The sequence below is a fragment of the Synechococcus sp. GEYO genome, from assembly GCF_900473955.1.
Taxonomy (GTDB): domain Bacteria; phylum Cyanobacteriota; class Cyanobacteriia; order PCC-6307; family Cyanobiaceae; genus Synechococcus_C.
Genome location: NZ_UCNL01000006.1, coordinates 155,611 through 170,106, shown reverse-complemented (window position 1 = coordinate 170,106; position 14,496 = coordinate 155,611). Strand labels below are relative to the sequence as shown.

The following is a 14,496-nucleotide window of genomic DNA, read 5'->3' as shown; positions in this document are numbered from 1 at the left end:
ACGATTCAGGTCAACTGAATCGGAAAGCCCCCTCTCACGAGGGGGCTTTTTGCTGGCTAGCTGGTCGGTCAGTGAGCTGTTGGGTCAGTCATTCAGTGATCCGCTTTGCCATTGCAGGCTTCTGCGGCGAGCCACGGGAAAACCAGAAACACTCACCTGCGCAGGGAGATCATCACTGTCCATGGGCTGCATGGTGTTGAGATCAATGGTCGTTTCCCGAATCAGCTTCGAGGGTCGAGACCACTCAAGAAGCGTCAGAGATGGTGGTGAAGTCACACTGCTGCCGATGATTCGGCGTGGTCCGCTGCCCATTGCTCCCAGGCTTAGCAGCCGTAAACCCAGTGATTCAGAGGGGTACCAGGCGTGGTGGTGACCAGAGATCACCAGATCAACCCCACCCCTCCGCATTAAACCGGCTAGCTCCTGAGGATTGGCGATGCATTCTCCAGAGCGCGCCCGTCCTTCGCTGAAGGCTGTGAGTGGCAGATGGCCCATCACCAGGCAGAGATCGTCAGGTTGGCGATCGGTGCAGTTCAATGCTGCTTCGATCCATCGTCGTTGTGAAGAATCAACGTTGGCTGAAGAGGCATCGATTACGACCAAAAACAGCCCAGGACGTCTCCATACGTACTGAAAGGGAAATCGCTCGCTTTGAATGAACCCGGATTGCAGATCTCCGCGATTCTCGTGCCAGAACAGACCAGCCTGCTGGCGCTCACGCCCATAGATCCAGCCTCCTTGATCTTTTTGACTCGATCCATCGTGATTGCCAATGGCGGGGAGCAAAGGAATCCCTGCTTGCTGAAGCGGTGCTCGAACCGTTTGTTCAAGACCAGCCCACATCGCCTTGAGCAGGCTGTTGGTCAGCGATCTTTTCTGGCCAGCCACCATGTCTCCAGCACAAAGCACGAGGTCGGGTTGTTGCCGCAACAGCAACGCCACTCCACGCTCAACGGCCCTGCTGTAACTCGTGCTTCCGTAGGAACCGTTGAGGTCGCTGATCAAGCCCAGTTTCAACCCGTCAAGGGTCTGAGTGGAGGCTGAGCCCAGTTGTTGTGATCCTGTCTTTCGCGACAGGCTATCCAGGATGCCGCCTGAAAGCGCTGCGCCAGCGATCAGCCTTAGAAAAGTTCGGCGTCCGGTCGGGTTCATCTGCCGAGTTTATGGCCGGAATCAATGCATGGATGGCATCAGATTCCGGATGATTTGCTGAAGGTTGAGTCCTGTAATCACTTCAACAGCTGGCAAGAAGATGTGTCCACTCAGTAAAACTGTCATGGGAGCATCGAACGCATTGCCGGAATTTTGTGACAGCGGATTGTTTTCGGGCTGGCTAGTCTCAGCCTGTTTGATTAGCGAGGGTCGTTCGATCTCAGGTTGCTCGAATTCCTGAGCAGGAGGAATTACTTTTTCGGCCCAACCACATCGACAGCGGTGCGTTGGACGACAAGCTGGTAATTACTCTGTAAGAGTTTGTTGATCTCCTCTTGTACCAAGGTGACCTGTTTGTAGCTCGGAAGGTCGGGATCTGTCACACGAACAATGATCCGAATAATTCCTTCTTCTTGACCCTTACCCTTTTGGGTTGTTTTCCAGTCAATGTCAACATGTTCCACATCAACTAATTCCGAGTCGCTGAAGGTCAGAGTTTCATTGACAAGAAATTTACGAACCGTTTGTTCGACCATGGATTGCCTATTTTCTCGATTGGCTTGAGTCAGTAATCCGATGAAGCTGCCTCCCAGCGGAATCAGCAACAGGCCTGTGAGTGTGAAGCTGGCCACACTTAGTCGACTTCGGATCAGCTCATGGCGGAATTCGGGGTCTTTCCAGGCCATCAGGACCAACCCGCCCGTGAGAATTCCCAGAAGATTGGTGGCGAAAAGCAATCCAGCTCCGCGGGCATCACTCCAGCTCTGGTGAGAGAGCAACAGTCCCATCACGCAGACAGGAGGCACTAGAGCCACGGCGATTGCCGTTCCCGCCAGCGAACTCACGGCATCGCTTCGCAACTTCGCATAGGTCGCTAGACCTCCTGCCACGAGTGCGATTCCCAGATCAAGCAAATTGGGCGAGGTCCTGGCCAGAACCTCAGTGCCGAACTGTGGCAAGCCAGTCACCGAACCGAGCAGAAAGGAGAGCAACGTGGTGCTCAAAACCCCCACCAGTAGAGTGCGCAGAGATCGACCCAGCAGCCTTACTTCCCCCAGCAGGATGGCGAAGGCTGCCGCCCTGAGAGGCATGATCCATGGCGCCACCACCATGCCGCCGATGACCACTGCAGAGCTGTTAGCAAGCAGGCCCAGGGTCGAGATCAGGCTTGCTCCAATACTGAGCACAATGAACACCTCGTCCAAGGTGGCATCGCGCATGTGACTGCGACGTAGTTGACTGATTTTGCGGCTGGACAAGCTGCCCGACTCCATGAACTCGTCAATGGTGAGAGCAGTCTGATTGTTGGCGCTCACCTGTTCAGGTTCGAGTGACGCAAAGATTTCCGATCTAAGGATTCACGAATTGTTCTGAGCTTTTCAACGGTTGGTTGTCTGCTGTTCTGTGCATCACAAGCTGAGCCAACGACTCAACGAATGCAATGACGTCACTGCTGTACATCGTTTTATGAGTTTTTCTGGATTGTCGGAAGGTCGTGCTTTTGGCAACGAGCGATGGGGAGAGTTCACTCAGCCAAAATCAAGGGTGATCGTATTCGCCAGTGCTAACTTCCAAATCATTAAAGATTTTATTGCTGTTGTAATGCTGGATTCCAGCAGTCCTTCCATTAAGTTGTGGAGCCGTCTTCTGCGCGATGTCTCCCTCTGACTTGTCTTCTTTGGAGTGGGAAGCAGATGGCGAAATGTCTGCCCAAGACACCTGGGATCTTGTGAATCGTTTGGCGAAAGTTGAAGAACAGGAAAAAGCATCGAGTTTGTTGCAGCTGTCTTCAAAGCACAGCCATTCCAAAGGGAGGAAGTCTCAGCTTGAAAACTAATTCGGCAGCTGTCAAATTTTAAACATCAATGAATGTTTTCTTGAATTGAGTCATAAAGACTTTAAAGCGGTTAGTTGGTGTGAATTAGCATCATTCTTTTTTTATTGGCTCGCTCCTTGATTGCATTGTTTTGGGTTTCAGGAGGATGACTCGTTTAATGTCTTGCCTTAATCAAAATCTTTGTGCGAAGCATAGTAAGGCTTGATATTTGAGCTAATTGAGGTTGCTACTTCAACTCTCAACCATTGCTTCTGCTGTCTCTTACCAACTGTTCTGTGAAGTCACAGGCAACATTTATTTGCGACGCTTGGTCAGATCACCGAAGTCATCGTCGTTGGGTTGCATGAATTGCCACACGACTGGCACCGTGAACACCACAACAAGCCCGATGGTGGCCCAAATTGCAACGGTGTAGTCGCCCATTGAATCCATTCCTGCAGCGGTGACCATAACGGGAAACCGTCTGAACAGGCCATCATCCGCAATCCATGATTCCCAGCCAGTGAGGATGCGATGCCTTGATCGCGCTGTTATCCATTGTCTGGATTCAGTTGATGCCCTTGTGTGGTCTTTGTCCGCCGACGCTTCCAGGAGGTGTGTGCATCGCGCTTGGTGTTCCTCTCCAGCAGGCTCTCCAATGCTTGGAGCCATGACCTATGGCACTTATGGGGCTTGAATCGTGCTCTTGTGGACAGTGCGGTCTTCCTGGGACAAGTTGTTCGGCATTCACCTCTACATGTCCCACTGGATCGATTAGGATTAGATCACGTTGGCCCTAAGAAGGGCGCAGTTCGATCTCAAACAGGCAACGGGGTTTGAGGCGCTGTAGGAGGTTCTAATGAACACCCTCGCAATGATCAAAGAGAAAGAGCTTAAAGCTCGTCGTCTTCATGACGCTCAGCATTCTTTTGCTGCTTCGTCTGAGGGTTGTGATGTCACGTCGGCACACATGTCACCCACCAAGCTGGTGGATTGCACAATCTGATTTCAGTGATCGGATTTCGTGAATCCTTGCCCCGCCAATGCGGGGCTTTTTTTATGCGAGCAAACTTGCTTCATGCTCATTGCCGACGGACGATATCTGAGTGGGTGTCTTGATTGTGTTCGTTTAGAACCCTCCGAATCGAAGGCACACTTCCAGGGCTCCAAGTCCGAACAGGAACGTGCCACCAAGAAACGCCAATTCTTTTTTACTCTTAGCCATTAGTCGAAGGGCGGGGCCCAGAAACAACGTTGGGCCAAATCTAAAGGAAATCTGAAGACCCAGCATTTCGAAAGGTTGCCGTTTTAGCGCTCTCGCCTGCTTGCTTTGCACAGGTTCATGACATAGGCGTCACAAACCAGCTGGTTTGTGGTGTTGCTTGACAGATCTAAATACTTTTCAGAAGGAATAATCCGGAGCTACCAACCTTTGCGCTGAAATTTCAGGAGAGGCTGCGGGCTGAGCTGTTTGGGTTGGGCCACGATCTCTCTAACCCGTGCGTCAGCTCCAAGCCGATCTCTTAGAAGCGGATGCATGGAAGCCGGAGCTGCAGGCAGAGCAGGGTGAAAGAGGGCGAGACGGTCTGTTTTGGTTGGGCGTCAAAAAAAACCTGTTCCAGCCGAAATCTTCGACTGCAACAGGGTTCAACACCGAAGCCGATGACCTGACTTGAACAGGCGACCCACGCTTTACGAAAGCGTTGCTCTACCGGCTGAGCTACATCGGCGACTTTAGGAAATTAACATTCAGGTTCACGCAAACAGCTTTTGAGCGCTGAACCCGAGGGAGATCAGGGGTTGGACCCGGCCATGCGGGAACGGCTGCTGCGTGAATCACGCACCCCCTGGCGTGGGCTGCGACGGTTGCTCTGGATCGCCTTGTTCGCTTCCGGAGGTCTCGGCCTCTTTGTAATGAGCTTCAGCATCAGTGCTGGCACCCGTGATGTCGGGACCGACCTGGCCATTCAGGTCGGGGCTGTGGTCCTCTTCGGGGGACTGCTCTGGTTCGATCGCGATCGGGGCGACGGCTGAAGCTATTTCATCGTCGTTTTCTGCAGAGCTGATTTTGCTCTTTTCCGAGCTCCGTTCAGGTAAGTCTGAATTGGCTGCCGTCTCTGCGGATTCTGATTGGGTGCTCAGTTCTGAATCGCGAGCTGGTTGCTGAGTACATTGCTGATCAGTTTCAGCATTGCTGCCGGTGACATCGCTGTCTGCAGCGCCCGCGCCATTCTGATTGTCGTCGTCGGGCTCTTTGAGGAGCTCTTGTTCAACGTCGAAGGCTTCGACGTCAATAGAGGCCACTGCGTCATCCGCGTCTTGATCGTCTGCTGAGATGACCTCTTGATCCTCGTTGTTCGTTTCAGGCAAGTCCTTCACGACGACCTCATCAGCATCGGTTTCAGCAGGATCAGTTTGGGGATCGGGCGCTGGATCAGGTGCTGATGGCTTGAGTTCGTCTTCGCTCTCGTCTCTGGGTGATGCGTTTGATGGCTGTCCAGGTTTCTCTGCGGCCTCCCATTCCAGAAGCGGCGGTTGCAGCAGCCCAAGGCCAAGGGACAGGTGGGTGGTCTGCAGCTCGGCAGGGATGATTGGTGTGAGGTCTGTGAAGCTCTGGTCGCTGCGCGTCAACAGCCAGATGGCCTGGAAGAGCTGTTGCCATTGCCAGAGGATGAGCGTCAGCAACGGTCCAGCCAGCAGCAACGCCGTCAGCCGGCTGCTGTTCTGCGTGGGCGAGAAGTTCACGACCAATAGAGCCGATTGGTCGACCCACCAAAACAGCGGCAGTAACAGCGCAATGCAGATGATCAAAGCTGCTTTCAGGCCAAGTGGCTGCTGAATGGCGCTGATGCGGCATTGATCAAGACTTCGCTTGGCAGGCGCAATGCGAACCAGGAGCAGTGATGCCCAGTCCGCGGAGCGCCGCCACAGCAGCACGCCAGGTGCGACGACAGCCAGGCCCCAGATCAGCAGACGCTCGAGAGCTGGGACCGGACCGTATGCAGGTCCGGCCAAGATGAGCCGCATCAGCTCGAGCTCCAGAGGAATGACGGCTAGCGCCATCAACTGAAGCCAGAGCAGTGGCTCTCGGCGGCTGATCATCAGGTGGTGAGCTTGCGGCGCTGAGTGACCATCTTGAAGGCTTCGATGCGATCGCCTTCTTGCCAGTTAGCGAAACGATCGGTGCCCACACCACACTCGAAACCAGTGGCCACTTCCTTGACGTCGTCTTTGTTGCGACGCAGTGAGTCGAGATCGCCGGCATAGACAATCTCCTTGCCGCGGTGGACCCGAACCTTGCAGTTGCGCTGAATTTTGCCAGTGGTGACATAACAACCGGCCACAGCACTCTTGCCAATGGTGAACACGGCGCGGACTTCAGCTTCACCCAGGGCTTCCTCGACAAGCTCGGGTTCGAGAAGACCTTCCATCGCCAACTGGATGTCTTCCAGCAGCTTGTAGATCACGTCGTAATCACGGACATCCACGCTGTTGGCATCAGCAGCCTTTCTGGCGCCTGAAGCCATCGAGGTGTTGAAGCCAATGATCACGGCTCCGGAAGCAGCCGCGAGGTCCACATCGGTCTCGGTGACTTCCCCAGGTGCTGAAAGAAGAACTCGCACTTGGACTTCGTCCTTGGGCAGCTGCTCCAGAGAACCGAGAATGGCTTCCACAGAACCTTGGACGTCGGCTTTGAGGATGAGGTTGAGCTCCTTGAGTTCTCCTTCATTGGCCTGTCCAGACATTGCCGTGAGCGAAACCCTGCGAGACGCCATTTGCTGGGCGAGGCGGGTCGCTCGGGCGTCGGAGGCTCGATCGCCGACAACGGCCCGTGCGGACTTCTCATCTGCGTAGACCTCGAATTCATCGCCGGCGGTGGGGACTTCGCTGAATCCGAGAGCTTCCACTGCGAAGGAGGGACCGGCGTCCCTCAGGCGCATTCCCGCATCGTCGACCATCGCCCGTACTTTTCCAAGCACTGGCCCAGCTGCCACCACATCACCTGTGTGCAATGTGCCGTTCTGAACCAGGAGCGTGGCCACAGGACCTTTGGCCTTGTCGAGGTGCGCTTCGATCACCGTGCCGCGGGCCATGCGATCGGGATTGGCCTGCAGGTCTTCCACTTCGGTGACCAGCAGCAGCATTTCCAGCAGCTTGTCAATGTTCTCTCCCTTGATGGCGCTCACAGGCACCATCACCACATCGCCGCCCCACTCTTCTGCAAGCAGGTTTTGTTCAGATAACTCCTGCTTGACGCGGTCAGGAGAGGCTCCTTCCTTATCGATCTTGTTGATGGCCACCACGATCGGCACTTCTGCGGCGCGGGCGTGGCTGATGGCTTCCAGCGTCTGCGGTCGGACACCGTCATCGGCTGCCACCACCAGAACCGCGACGTCCGTGACCTTGGTTCCCCTTGCACGCATAGCCGTAAAGGCTTCGTGACCAGGCGTATCCAGGAAGGTGAGCTTGCGCGCTGCGTTGTTGTGTTCGATCTCGACCTGATAAGCACCGATGTGCTGGGTGATTCCACCGGCTTCTCCAGCGGCGACCCTTGCTTTTCGGATCGCATCCAGAAGACTTGTTTTGCCGTGATCGACGTGGCCCATCACGGTCACGACGGGTGGACGTCGGATCAGGTGTTCCCGATCTGCTTCTTCGATCATCTCGACGGTCTTCTTGGCCGCCTCCTCAACGTCGTCTTGAAGGACCGGCACACCGAATTCCTCGGCCACCGTTTCGATCGTTGGCATATCCAGGGTCTGGGTGACCGTGGCGATGATCCCCTTGAAGAATAGGGATTTGATGATTTCTGAGCTTTCCACGCTGAGCATGTCGGCGAGCTCCTGCACCGTGAGGTTGTCCTCCGGCACAACAATCATCTCCGGCCGCACTTGCTTGGCTTCTCGTGCTGCACGCAACTCCATGGCCCTGCGGCGCTGACGCTGGCGAGCGGTTTCCTTGCGCCGCTTGCGCATGGCCGCCACAGGTTTGGGTGTGGTTCTCTGCTGGGATTTGGGTTTGGCGGGACGAGCAAGGCTCGCCGACAACACCATGTTTTCCTGTTCACCGGCAAAACCACCGGTCTGCGCTGCCAGCGAATCATCGTTTTCGCCGATGATGTGGACCTTCTGGCGTTGCTTCTGAGGAGAGCGATTGCGCAGTGCCTCGAGCTTTGCACTGTCATCCCAGTCGGGGCGGCCGGGGCGTCGTTGTCCGCCAGGACCTGCTCCAGGACGGAAGCCCGGACGACGTGGGGCCGTTGCAGGAGAGGGGGTTGGCCGATTAACCGGTGGTGTGGCCTTGGGGCCATCCCCACGGGGAGAGACAGGAGTGCCATCGGGACGGCGCGGTGGCGGTACGGCTGGTCGACCCGTGGGCTTCTGCAGTTGCATGAGCTCACCGGGAGCCACCGGCTTACGCATGCCGGGCGGCATTGCAGGTCGATTGGAGCCAGCTCCACTGCGAGGCCCCGCACCAGGCCGCCCTCCTTCACCGCGGTTGCTAGTGCTATCGCGACGGATCGGCTTTCCCACCAACTCAAGGGTGCTTCCGGGGCGTCCGGCACCTGGGCGGCCAGATGGTGAACCCGGTCGAGTGGGTGCGCCTGGACGTTGTGCTCCAGCTGGCCGCTGGGGTGAGCCGGTGCGCTGACCAGCGGGAGCTCCGGGTCGGGGAGCCCCTGGTCTTGGGGGGGCACCTGTTCCAGGCCGCTTCGGTTGGGGGCGTCCAACCAGTTCAGGCTTAGCCAGCCTCTGCGGGGCTGGCACTGTTCGGTTCACCGGTGATTTGGGCTGGGGCCGCCCCGGTGGTGGAGAAGTTGGGCGCGCACCTCCTTCGCTTTGCGCCCGACGGATCGGCGCCGTATTGCGGGGTTTCGCTGCTGTTGAGGGTGAGGGCGCACTGGGTCTGGACGGCGGCGCGGTTGGCCTGCTTGCCGTGCGATTTGGTGCTGGGGCAGCAGCGGGTCGAGGTTTCGGCTGCTGGGGTGCCTGAGATTGGCGTTCAACCGGTTTCTGAGCAGGCTGCTTTAGAGGAGGTTCCTTGCGAACCAGTGTCTGTGGTGGTGCTACAGGTTTTTGCGCCGTTGTTTTCGGGGGCGCACCGGCCTGAGGTGCTGCAGGTTTTGCAGGAGCGGCGGGCCTTGCAGGCGGTCGCTGGGGCGAAGCTGCAGCACGGGTGGGTGCTGCTGGAGCAGGAGCCGGTTTCGGCTGTGCTGGCTTGACTGGTGCAGAGGCTTCAACGCCGGCGGCCTTCTTCACCGAAAGGATTGACTTCCCGGGTGCGGGTTTCGAGGGAGCTGCAGCAGGACGGGGAGCACCACCGCTCTTCAACATCGTGCGGATCTTGCCTGCCTCGGATTCGCTGATCGAGCTGCTGTGGCTCTTGGCCGCAATGGACAGCTTCTCAGCGGCATCCAGCACGTCTTTGTTGTCCAGGCCAAGGTCCTTGGACAGCTCATAGATTCTGACTTTGCCGCTGCTGGTCATTCAGGTCTCCGGTCGGTCCGGGCACGTGGTGCTCGGGGCACCACACAAGGTGGGGCCAGTGTTCATCTTGCCTCAGCGGCTGATTCCTTGTCTGGTTTCAGCCGCGTTCTCAGCTCCTCAATCGCGCTGTCGGGCACCTGGCATCGCAGGGCTTTGTGCAGGCGTTTTCGGCGCTGTGCTTCCTCAAGACAGCTCTCCTTACGACAGAGATAGGCCGAACGACCCATGCCCTGATCCAGGAGAACCCCGTCCCGATGGTCGCGGATGACCCGCCAAAGAATGCTGCGATCAAACAGCTCTCGGCAGGCGACACACCGACGCAGGACAGGGCGTGAGGTGTTCACCGGGTTCCTTCCTCGTTGGAATCACTAACCACCTCTTCAGTCTCACCCTCTTCCTGCTCCGTGGCAGCGTCCGATGGCTCTGAGTCAGCGGCCTCTGATTCAGCTGACTCCTCGTAAACGTCAGCATCAGCCATTGCTTCTTCCGATTGTTCGCCGTACTCCTCCTCGTCTTCCGGCAGGGGATAGAGCTCGCGCAGGCGGGCATCTTCTTCCGCTCTGGCGGCCTGCTCAGCAGCGAGTCGTTCCTCGGCTTCATGCTGCAGGGCCTCCTCCTGCTCGCGTTGGGCGATCAGTTCCGAAACAACGGCATCCTCGGCGGCCTGGTCGTATTCGCTCGCGTTTTTAATGTCGATCTTCCAGCCGGTCAGTCGTGCTGCCAGCCGCACATTCTGACCTTCGCGCCCAATCGCCAGGCTCAACTGATCCGGGGGAACCAGCACGTGGGCATGTTGACCGACGGGGTCGACAAGCCGAACGACATCAACTCTTGCGGGACTGAGCGAGTTGGCGATGTACTGGCCAGGATCCTGTGACCAGCGGATCACATCGATTTTCTCTCCGCGGAGTTCATTCACCACCTGTTGAATCCTGGAGCCGCGGGCGCCGATGCAGGCTCCGACAGGGTCCACTTCGCGCTCGATGCTGTCCACGGCAACTTTGGTGCGGGGACCCACAGACCGTGAAGGGGGATTGGCTTCCCTCGCTACGGCAACGATGCGCACGGATCCTTCTTGGATTTCCGGCACCTCATTTTCAAAGAGATACACCACAAGACCGGCATTGGCTCGGCTCACGAACAGCTGAGGACCTCGCCTTGGTACCTCGCTGACCTCTTTGAGGAAGACTTTGAAGGTGGCGTTAGCGCGATAGTTGTCATTGGGTAGCTGATCACGACGAGGAAGCTCCGCTTCCACTTCAGGGCGCCCCAAGCCTGAACTCACAGCCATGATCACGGACTGGCGTTCAAAGCGGATCACTCGGGCCGTCAGGACTGGATCTTCAAGGTCGGCGAATTCCTCCTGAATCATCCGCCGCTGTTGATCACGCAGCTTCTGGGCCAACACCTGCTTGGTTGTGGCCGCAGCCATGCGGCCGAAATCCTCTTTCTCGGGTGTGACATCCAGGACAACCGTGTCTCCCGCCTGGGCGTCTTCAGCCACCTGCATCACTTCAGCCAGTGCGATCTGATGGTCTTCGCTCTCAACCTCCTCGACGATGATCTTGCTGGCGAGCACCCTGTAGCCCTCTTCTTCCAGATCGAGAGCGACGTCGAAATTACTGAAGTATTCCTCGTCGAACGGGTCTTCCCCGATGCCCAGATACAAAGTGCGGCGGTAGCGCTCATAGCCCTTGAGCAGTGCTTCCCGCAAAGCGGCTTCAACCACCTGAGGAGGAAGCTTCTTCTCCTCACTGATGTCATCAATCAGGTTGGTGAGGCCGGGAAGAAGAACGAGTGCCATGGCGGTGACGAGGAGGAGTGAAGGAGAGGAAAATCGGGAGCGGTTGTGATCTGTTCAGCCTGTGGGGCTTGTGAGTTCAACGCTGATCACTGAATCCCTCGGGATCCGTTTGACCCGGCCGCGCATGTTGATTTGCACGTGGTCTTCGGTGCGTTCCAGCAGGGTTCCCGACAAGCGCTGCTCCCTGCCTTCGTCGTCCTGATGGACGACATCAACGGGATAGCTCCGGAAGGTCTGAAAATCCCTGTCCGACTGGAGCCTGTCCCCAATCCCGGGGCTGCTGATTTCCAGAACATAGGCCTCCGTGAGCAAAGCAGAGGCTTCGATGGCCTCTCCCATTGGTGTACTGAAACCAGCGCAGTCATCCAGGGAAACGTCATCTCCATTGCCGCGTCGGATCTGCACCTGCAGAGTCATCGGCTGCAAATGGGTCAGTACTTGGGCACTAACCAGTGCAAATCCATGGCTTTCAGCCGTGGCCTTGGCCAAAGAAATGAGATCCGGAAGAAGTGGATGAGGCAAGGGCGCGGGAAGGGTGGTCTCGGGCTCAGGCCCGATGGTGGATGCGTTTATCACCCTCCCGGAGAGAGGATCTCACCGGGCCGTGATTTCATTTTAAAGGATTGCCAACCCCCCAATTTCCGTGTGGAGTTCGCTCACCTTTAGATCCGATGCGTCGCTCAGTGGCCGGCTGCTGTTTCCAGCTTCTCCAGCAGCACATCCACGGGGATCTGACTGGAAAAACGACACGCAAATGTTTCTGTGGCATCCAGACTGCCGTGCTCCCAATACTTATTGCTTCCGGTTCCACCACCGCAGAACCCGTAGTACTCACACTCTTGTTTGCATCGCATCATCCCGGAAGACATGTCACGAAGTAGTTTCTGAAACGGCTCTGTCTGGGTGGCTTCCATCAGCGACACATCGCGGATGTTGCCCAGATTGAACAGGCCATAGCGTTCGGTTTCGACCGACAGCAGTTCTGGATCGAAGGTTGAGAAGTTTCCTTTGGCGTCCACGCTGAGAATGGAGTAGGGACGATTCATCTCGTTTTGCAGTAGGCGTTGGCCTCCGGCGATCATGCCCATCACCTGATCGAACTCACGAACCTGGAGAGGGAAACCATCCTTTTCATTGCAGGCCCAGAACCGTGAAAGGAAGTTTCGATAAAGCCTTTCCTTCAACAGGCCCTGCATGGACGAGCTGGTGTGTACTCCCTCCTGCTCTTCCACGTTGAAACCGAGTTGATGAATCCCTTCATCACGAAAGAAGCTGTACATCCGGTCTGGTTGCTCCAGAGCATCAGCGGTCAGCACGGCAATCGCATGGAAGTTGATGCCGCGCTCGCGCAGTGTGCGGATACCGCGCATGGTCTGGGCGTAAGAACCCTTGCCGTTCCTGAAACGTCGGTGGCTGTCGTGAATGTCTTCAGGCCCGTCGACACTCACTCCAACCACAATCTTGTTGCGCACAAAGCAGTCGCACCAGTCTTCGTTGATGAGCGTTGCGTTGGTTTGCAGGTGTTGTTCGATCACCACCCCTTGCTCTTGCAGGTCGGCGGTCTGGCGCTGGATGATCGCGCTGGCCTGGTCATAGAAGCTGGTCGGTAGCGTCAGTGGCTCACCGGCGTGCCAGAGGATCGAGAGATGGGGCCCCCAGAACGGGCTTTCATAAACTCTCTCCAGCAGTAGTGGTAGCTGCTGCTGAAGGTTGAACACATTGCGCCGCTGGCGATCCGGCAGGTAGCAGTAGCTGCAGTCGAGGTTGCAGAGCGACGTCGATTGGATCACCAGCAGGCCGATCGGGCCGTAATCGGAATGGTTCACCAGTTGGCGAATCCACCGCGGTAGCCGTTGGCGAAGCCTCCGCCACCATTGCCCCAAGCCCGTCGCCGGACTCCGCCGCCATTGCCCCAGGCCCGGCCGCCGCCGTTGCCCCAGGCACGAGCGATCTCCTCGTCAGTCAGAACGCCATTGCGTTGCATGACGGCCCAGGCCTCAGGACTCATGCGCTCGATGCGTTGTTCGAGAGAGTTGTCCAGATCGGGTTCGTTGTGCACGGCGGCTCTGGACGATTCACAGAGCACCGCACTTGTTGCCAGAACGGCGGCGAAGGTGAGAAGGCTTGTCTTGTTCATTGTTGAGAGAAACGATGGATCAATCAGAAATCAAGGTCAGGACTGCGGATTGAATTCAGCGGTAGTGGAGAGCACGATCGTGAAGAAGCGGTTGATTTGTTCGTCCTTCAGGCCCACGGTGCTGCCAGTGCCGATCCAGGTGTTGATGGCCGAGCGGACTCCGTCGTCGTCGTTGATGTATCCCGAGAGCAGACGGCCGATGCCCAGATTGCTGATGTTGAGCAGATGGGGCGTGGTATCAGCCACAACGCAACCCACTCCGGAGCGGGCATAGGGCCTGTCAGGCACCAATGAGGCTTCCGGTGCCGTCGCAGCCTTATTCGCTCTCAGCCAAAGACTGTCGCCGCCAAGAATCTCAACGCTGCCGTCCTTGACGGCCGCCAGAGCTTGATCAGGCGTGTCGAAAAACTGGAAATTGGCGTCATCCACCGATGCCGCCAGCACGTTGGCCGCCATGCTGTCTTTCACGACACCGACCGTTTTGCCGTTCAGGCTCTTGGGAGTGCCATCGATGCCCGCTGGGGCCAGGAGCCTCACGCCGCCTACGGAGAACGGCAGTGTGTAGGTCAGTGAGCGCTGTCTCTGCCAAGTGAAGGCAACACCGCAGGCGATGTCAGCAGCTCCGGAGCGGATCATGTCCAGGCCGTCGCGGGCGGAACTTGCAGCGACTGGCTCAATGCTGACGTCTAAATCTTTTTTCTTCGGCGAAACATTGATCTGATCCCGAATCGCTTCGAGAACCACGAATGACAGCCCGTCGTAGTTGTCACCGTCCTTCTTGATCATCGGCAATGAATCACCAATGACCACAGCTCTCAGCTTGCCGGTGTCATAGACACTCTTCGCTGAGGAACTCTGGCTGGAGTTATCCGCTGCAGGCTTCTCGATCTGACAGCCCACAAGGGCGATTGTGGACAGAGCGAGCAGGCCTTTTGCGGCCTTCTGGATCAGGTGCATGGTGATGACACCGTCGGATCGGTTTGATCACACCACTAGGCACGGCTGACCGATGCGACCAGTTCGACAAATTGGAAACCTGCCCGATCAGGATCATCCTGTCGTTTTGATCAATCCCTGCGGCTGAGCACCGATCGGCCAA

Annotated in this window: 15 protein-coding genes, 1 tRNA gene and 1 pseudogene; 5 read left to right on the top strand and 12 right to left on the bottom strand. The window is 57.0% G+C overall.

Annotated elements, in window-relative coordinates:
* Positions 1-84: 84 nt before the first annotated feature.
* Together DXY37_RS04985 and DXY37_RS04980 are read right to left on the bottom strand one after the other, a co-directional pair.
* Positions 85-1,152 (bottom strand): metallophosphoesterase, encoded by a 1,068-nt coding sequence (locus tag DXY37_RS04985; RefSeq protein WP_115125627.1) that lies wholly within the window; start codon positions 1,150-1,152, stop codon positions 85-87.
* 251 nt (positions 1,153-1,403) lie between these two features.
* Positions 1,404-2,468: a DUF389 domain-containing protein gene (locus tag DXY37_RS04980; RefSeq protein WP_244276882.1), complete on the bottom strand. Its 1,065-nt coding sequence runs from the start codon at positions 2,466-2,468 to the stop codon at positions 1,404-1,406.
* A gap of 70 nt (positions 2,469-2,538) precedes the next feature.
* Here DXY37_RS04980 and DXY37_RS13045 point away from each other — a divergent pair, with 70 nt between their 5' ends.
* Both DXY37_RS13045 and DXY37_RS04975 read left to right on the top strand, forming a co-directional pair.
* Positions 2,539-2,820 carry a hypothetical protein gene (locus tag DXY37_RS13045; protein ID WP_136975556.1) on the top strand — a complete coding sequence of 94 codons (282 nt, stop codon included), beginning with the start codon at positions 2,539-2,541 and terminating at the stop codon, positions 2,818-2,820.
* On the top strand, positions 2,807-2,989 hold the full coding sequence (locus DXY37_RS04975) for a hypothetical protein (RefSeq protein ID WP_115125626.1): 183 nt from the start codon (positions 2,807-2,809) through the stop codon (positions 2,987-2,989). The genes DXY37_RS13045 and DXY37_RS04975 overlap by 14 nt, the downstream gene beginning before the upstream one ends.
* Positions 2,990-3,283: 294 nt before the next feature.
* On the opposite strand, the gene DXY37_RS13270 is transcribed toward DXY37_RS04975, so the two are convergent.
* Complete coding sequence (locus tag DXY37_RS13270; protein WP_170951776.1) at positions 3,284-3,439, bottom strand: hypothetical protein; 156 nt, start codon at positions 3,437-3,439, stop codon at positions 3,284-3,286.
* 388 nt (positions 3,440-3,827) lie between these two features.
* On the opposite strand from DXY37_RS13270, the gene DXY37_RS13265 reads away from it, so the two are divergent.
* Both DXY37_RS13265 and DXY37_RS13260 read left to right on the top strand, forming a co-directional pair.
* Positions 3,828-3,974: a hypothetical protein gene (locus DXY37_RS13265; RefSeq protein ID WP_170951786.1), complete on the top strand. Its 147-nt coding sequence runs from the start codon at positions 3,828-3,830 to the stop codon at positions 3,972-3,974.
* Between the two features lie 493 nt (positions 3,975-4,467).
* On the top strand, positions 4,468-4,644 hold the full coding sequence (locus DXY37_RS13260) for a hypothetical protein (RefSeq protein ID WP_170951785.1): 177 nt from the start codon (positions 4,468-4,470) through the stop codon (positions 4,642-4,644).
* Here the strand turns inward: DXY37_RS13260 and DXY37_RS04960 are convergent.
* Positions 4,626-4,698: transfer RNA gene (locus DXY37_RS04960), tRNA-Thr, on the bottom strand. The genes DXY37_RS13260 and DXY37_RS04960 overlap by 19 nt on opposite strands.
* 82 nt (positions 4,699-4,780) lie before the next feature.
* Between DXY37_RS04960 and DXY37_RS04955 the strand changes: the two genes are divergently transcribed.
* On the top strand, positions 4,781-5,002 hold the full coding sequence (locus DXY37_RS04955) for a DUF3493 domain-containing protein (RefSeq protein WP_115125651.1): 222 nt from the start codon (positions 4,781-4,783) through the stop codon (positions 5,000-5,002).
* 513 nt (positions 5,003-5,515) lie between these two features.
* Here the strand turns inward: DXY37_RS04955 and DXY37_RS04950 are convergent.
* From DXY37_RS04950 to grrP, 8 genes and pseudogenes are all read right to left on the bottom strand, one after another.
* A pseudogene (locus DXY37_RS04950) lies at positions 5,516-6,070 on the bottom strand (low-complexity tail membrane protein); the annotation flags it as partial.
* Positions 6,070-9,456, bottom strand: coding sequence for a translation initiation factor IF-2 (gene infB, locus DXY37_RS04945; RefSeq protein WP_115125623.1), 3,387 nt, complete (start codon positions 9,454-9,456; stop codon positions 6,070-6,072). The gene infB and the pseudogene DXY37_RS04950, both read right to left, overlap by 1 nt.
* 62 nt (positions 9,457-9,518) lie before the next feature.
* Positions 9,519-9,800, bottom strand: coding sequence for a YlxR family protein (locus DXY37_RS04940; protein WP_115125622.1), 282 nt, complete (start codon positions 9,798-9,800; stop codon positions 9,519-9,521).
* Positions 9,797-11,260 carry a transcription termination factor NusA gene (gene nusA, locus DXY37_RS04935; protein ID WP_115125621.1) on the bottom strand — a complete coding sequence of 488 codons (1,464 nt, stop codon included), beginning with the start codon at positions 11,258-11,260 and terminating at the stop codon, positions 9,797-9,799. The genes DXY37_RS04940 and nusA overlap by 4 nt, the downstream gene beginning before the upstream one ends.
* 54 nt (positions 11,261-11,314) lie before the next feature.
* A complete protein-coding gene (rimP, locus tag DXY37_RS04930; RefSeq protein WP_115125620.1) occupies positions 11,315-11,782 on the bottom strand; it encodes a ribosome maturation factor RimP in 468 nt (155 codons plus the stop codon).
* 158 nt (positions 11,783-11,940) lie between these two features.
* A complete protein-coding gene (gene grrM, locus DXY37_RS04925) occupies positions 11,941-13,086 on the bottom strand; it encodes a cyclophane-forming radical SAM/SPASM peptide maturase GrrM/OscB (protein ID WP_115125619.1) in 1,146 nt (381 codons plus the stop codon).
* Positions 13,083-13,397: a GrrA/OscA1 family cyclophane-containing rSAM-modified RiPP gene (gene grrA, locus DXY37_RS04920; protein WP_115125618.1), complete on the bottom strand. Its 315-nt coding sequence runs from the start codon at positions 13,395-13,397 to the stop codon at positions 13,083-13,085. Before grrA ends, grrM begins: the two co-directional genes overlap by 4 nt.
* A 36-nt stretch (positions 13,398-13,433) precedes the next feature.
* Positions 13,434-14,354 (bottom strand): extracellular substrate binding-like orphan protein GrrP, encoded by a 921-nt coding sequence (grrP, locus tag DXY37_RS04915; RefSeq protein WP_115125617.1) that lies wholly within the window; start codon positions 14,352-14,354, stop codon positions 13,434-13,436.
* Between the last annotated feature and the right edge of the window lie 142 nt (positions 14,355-14,496).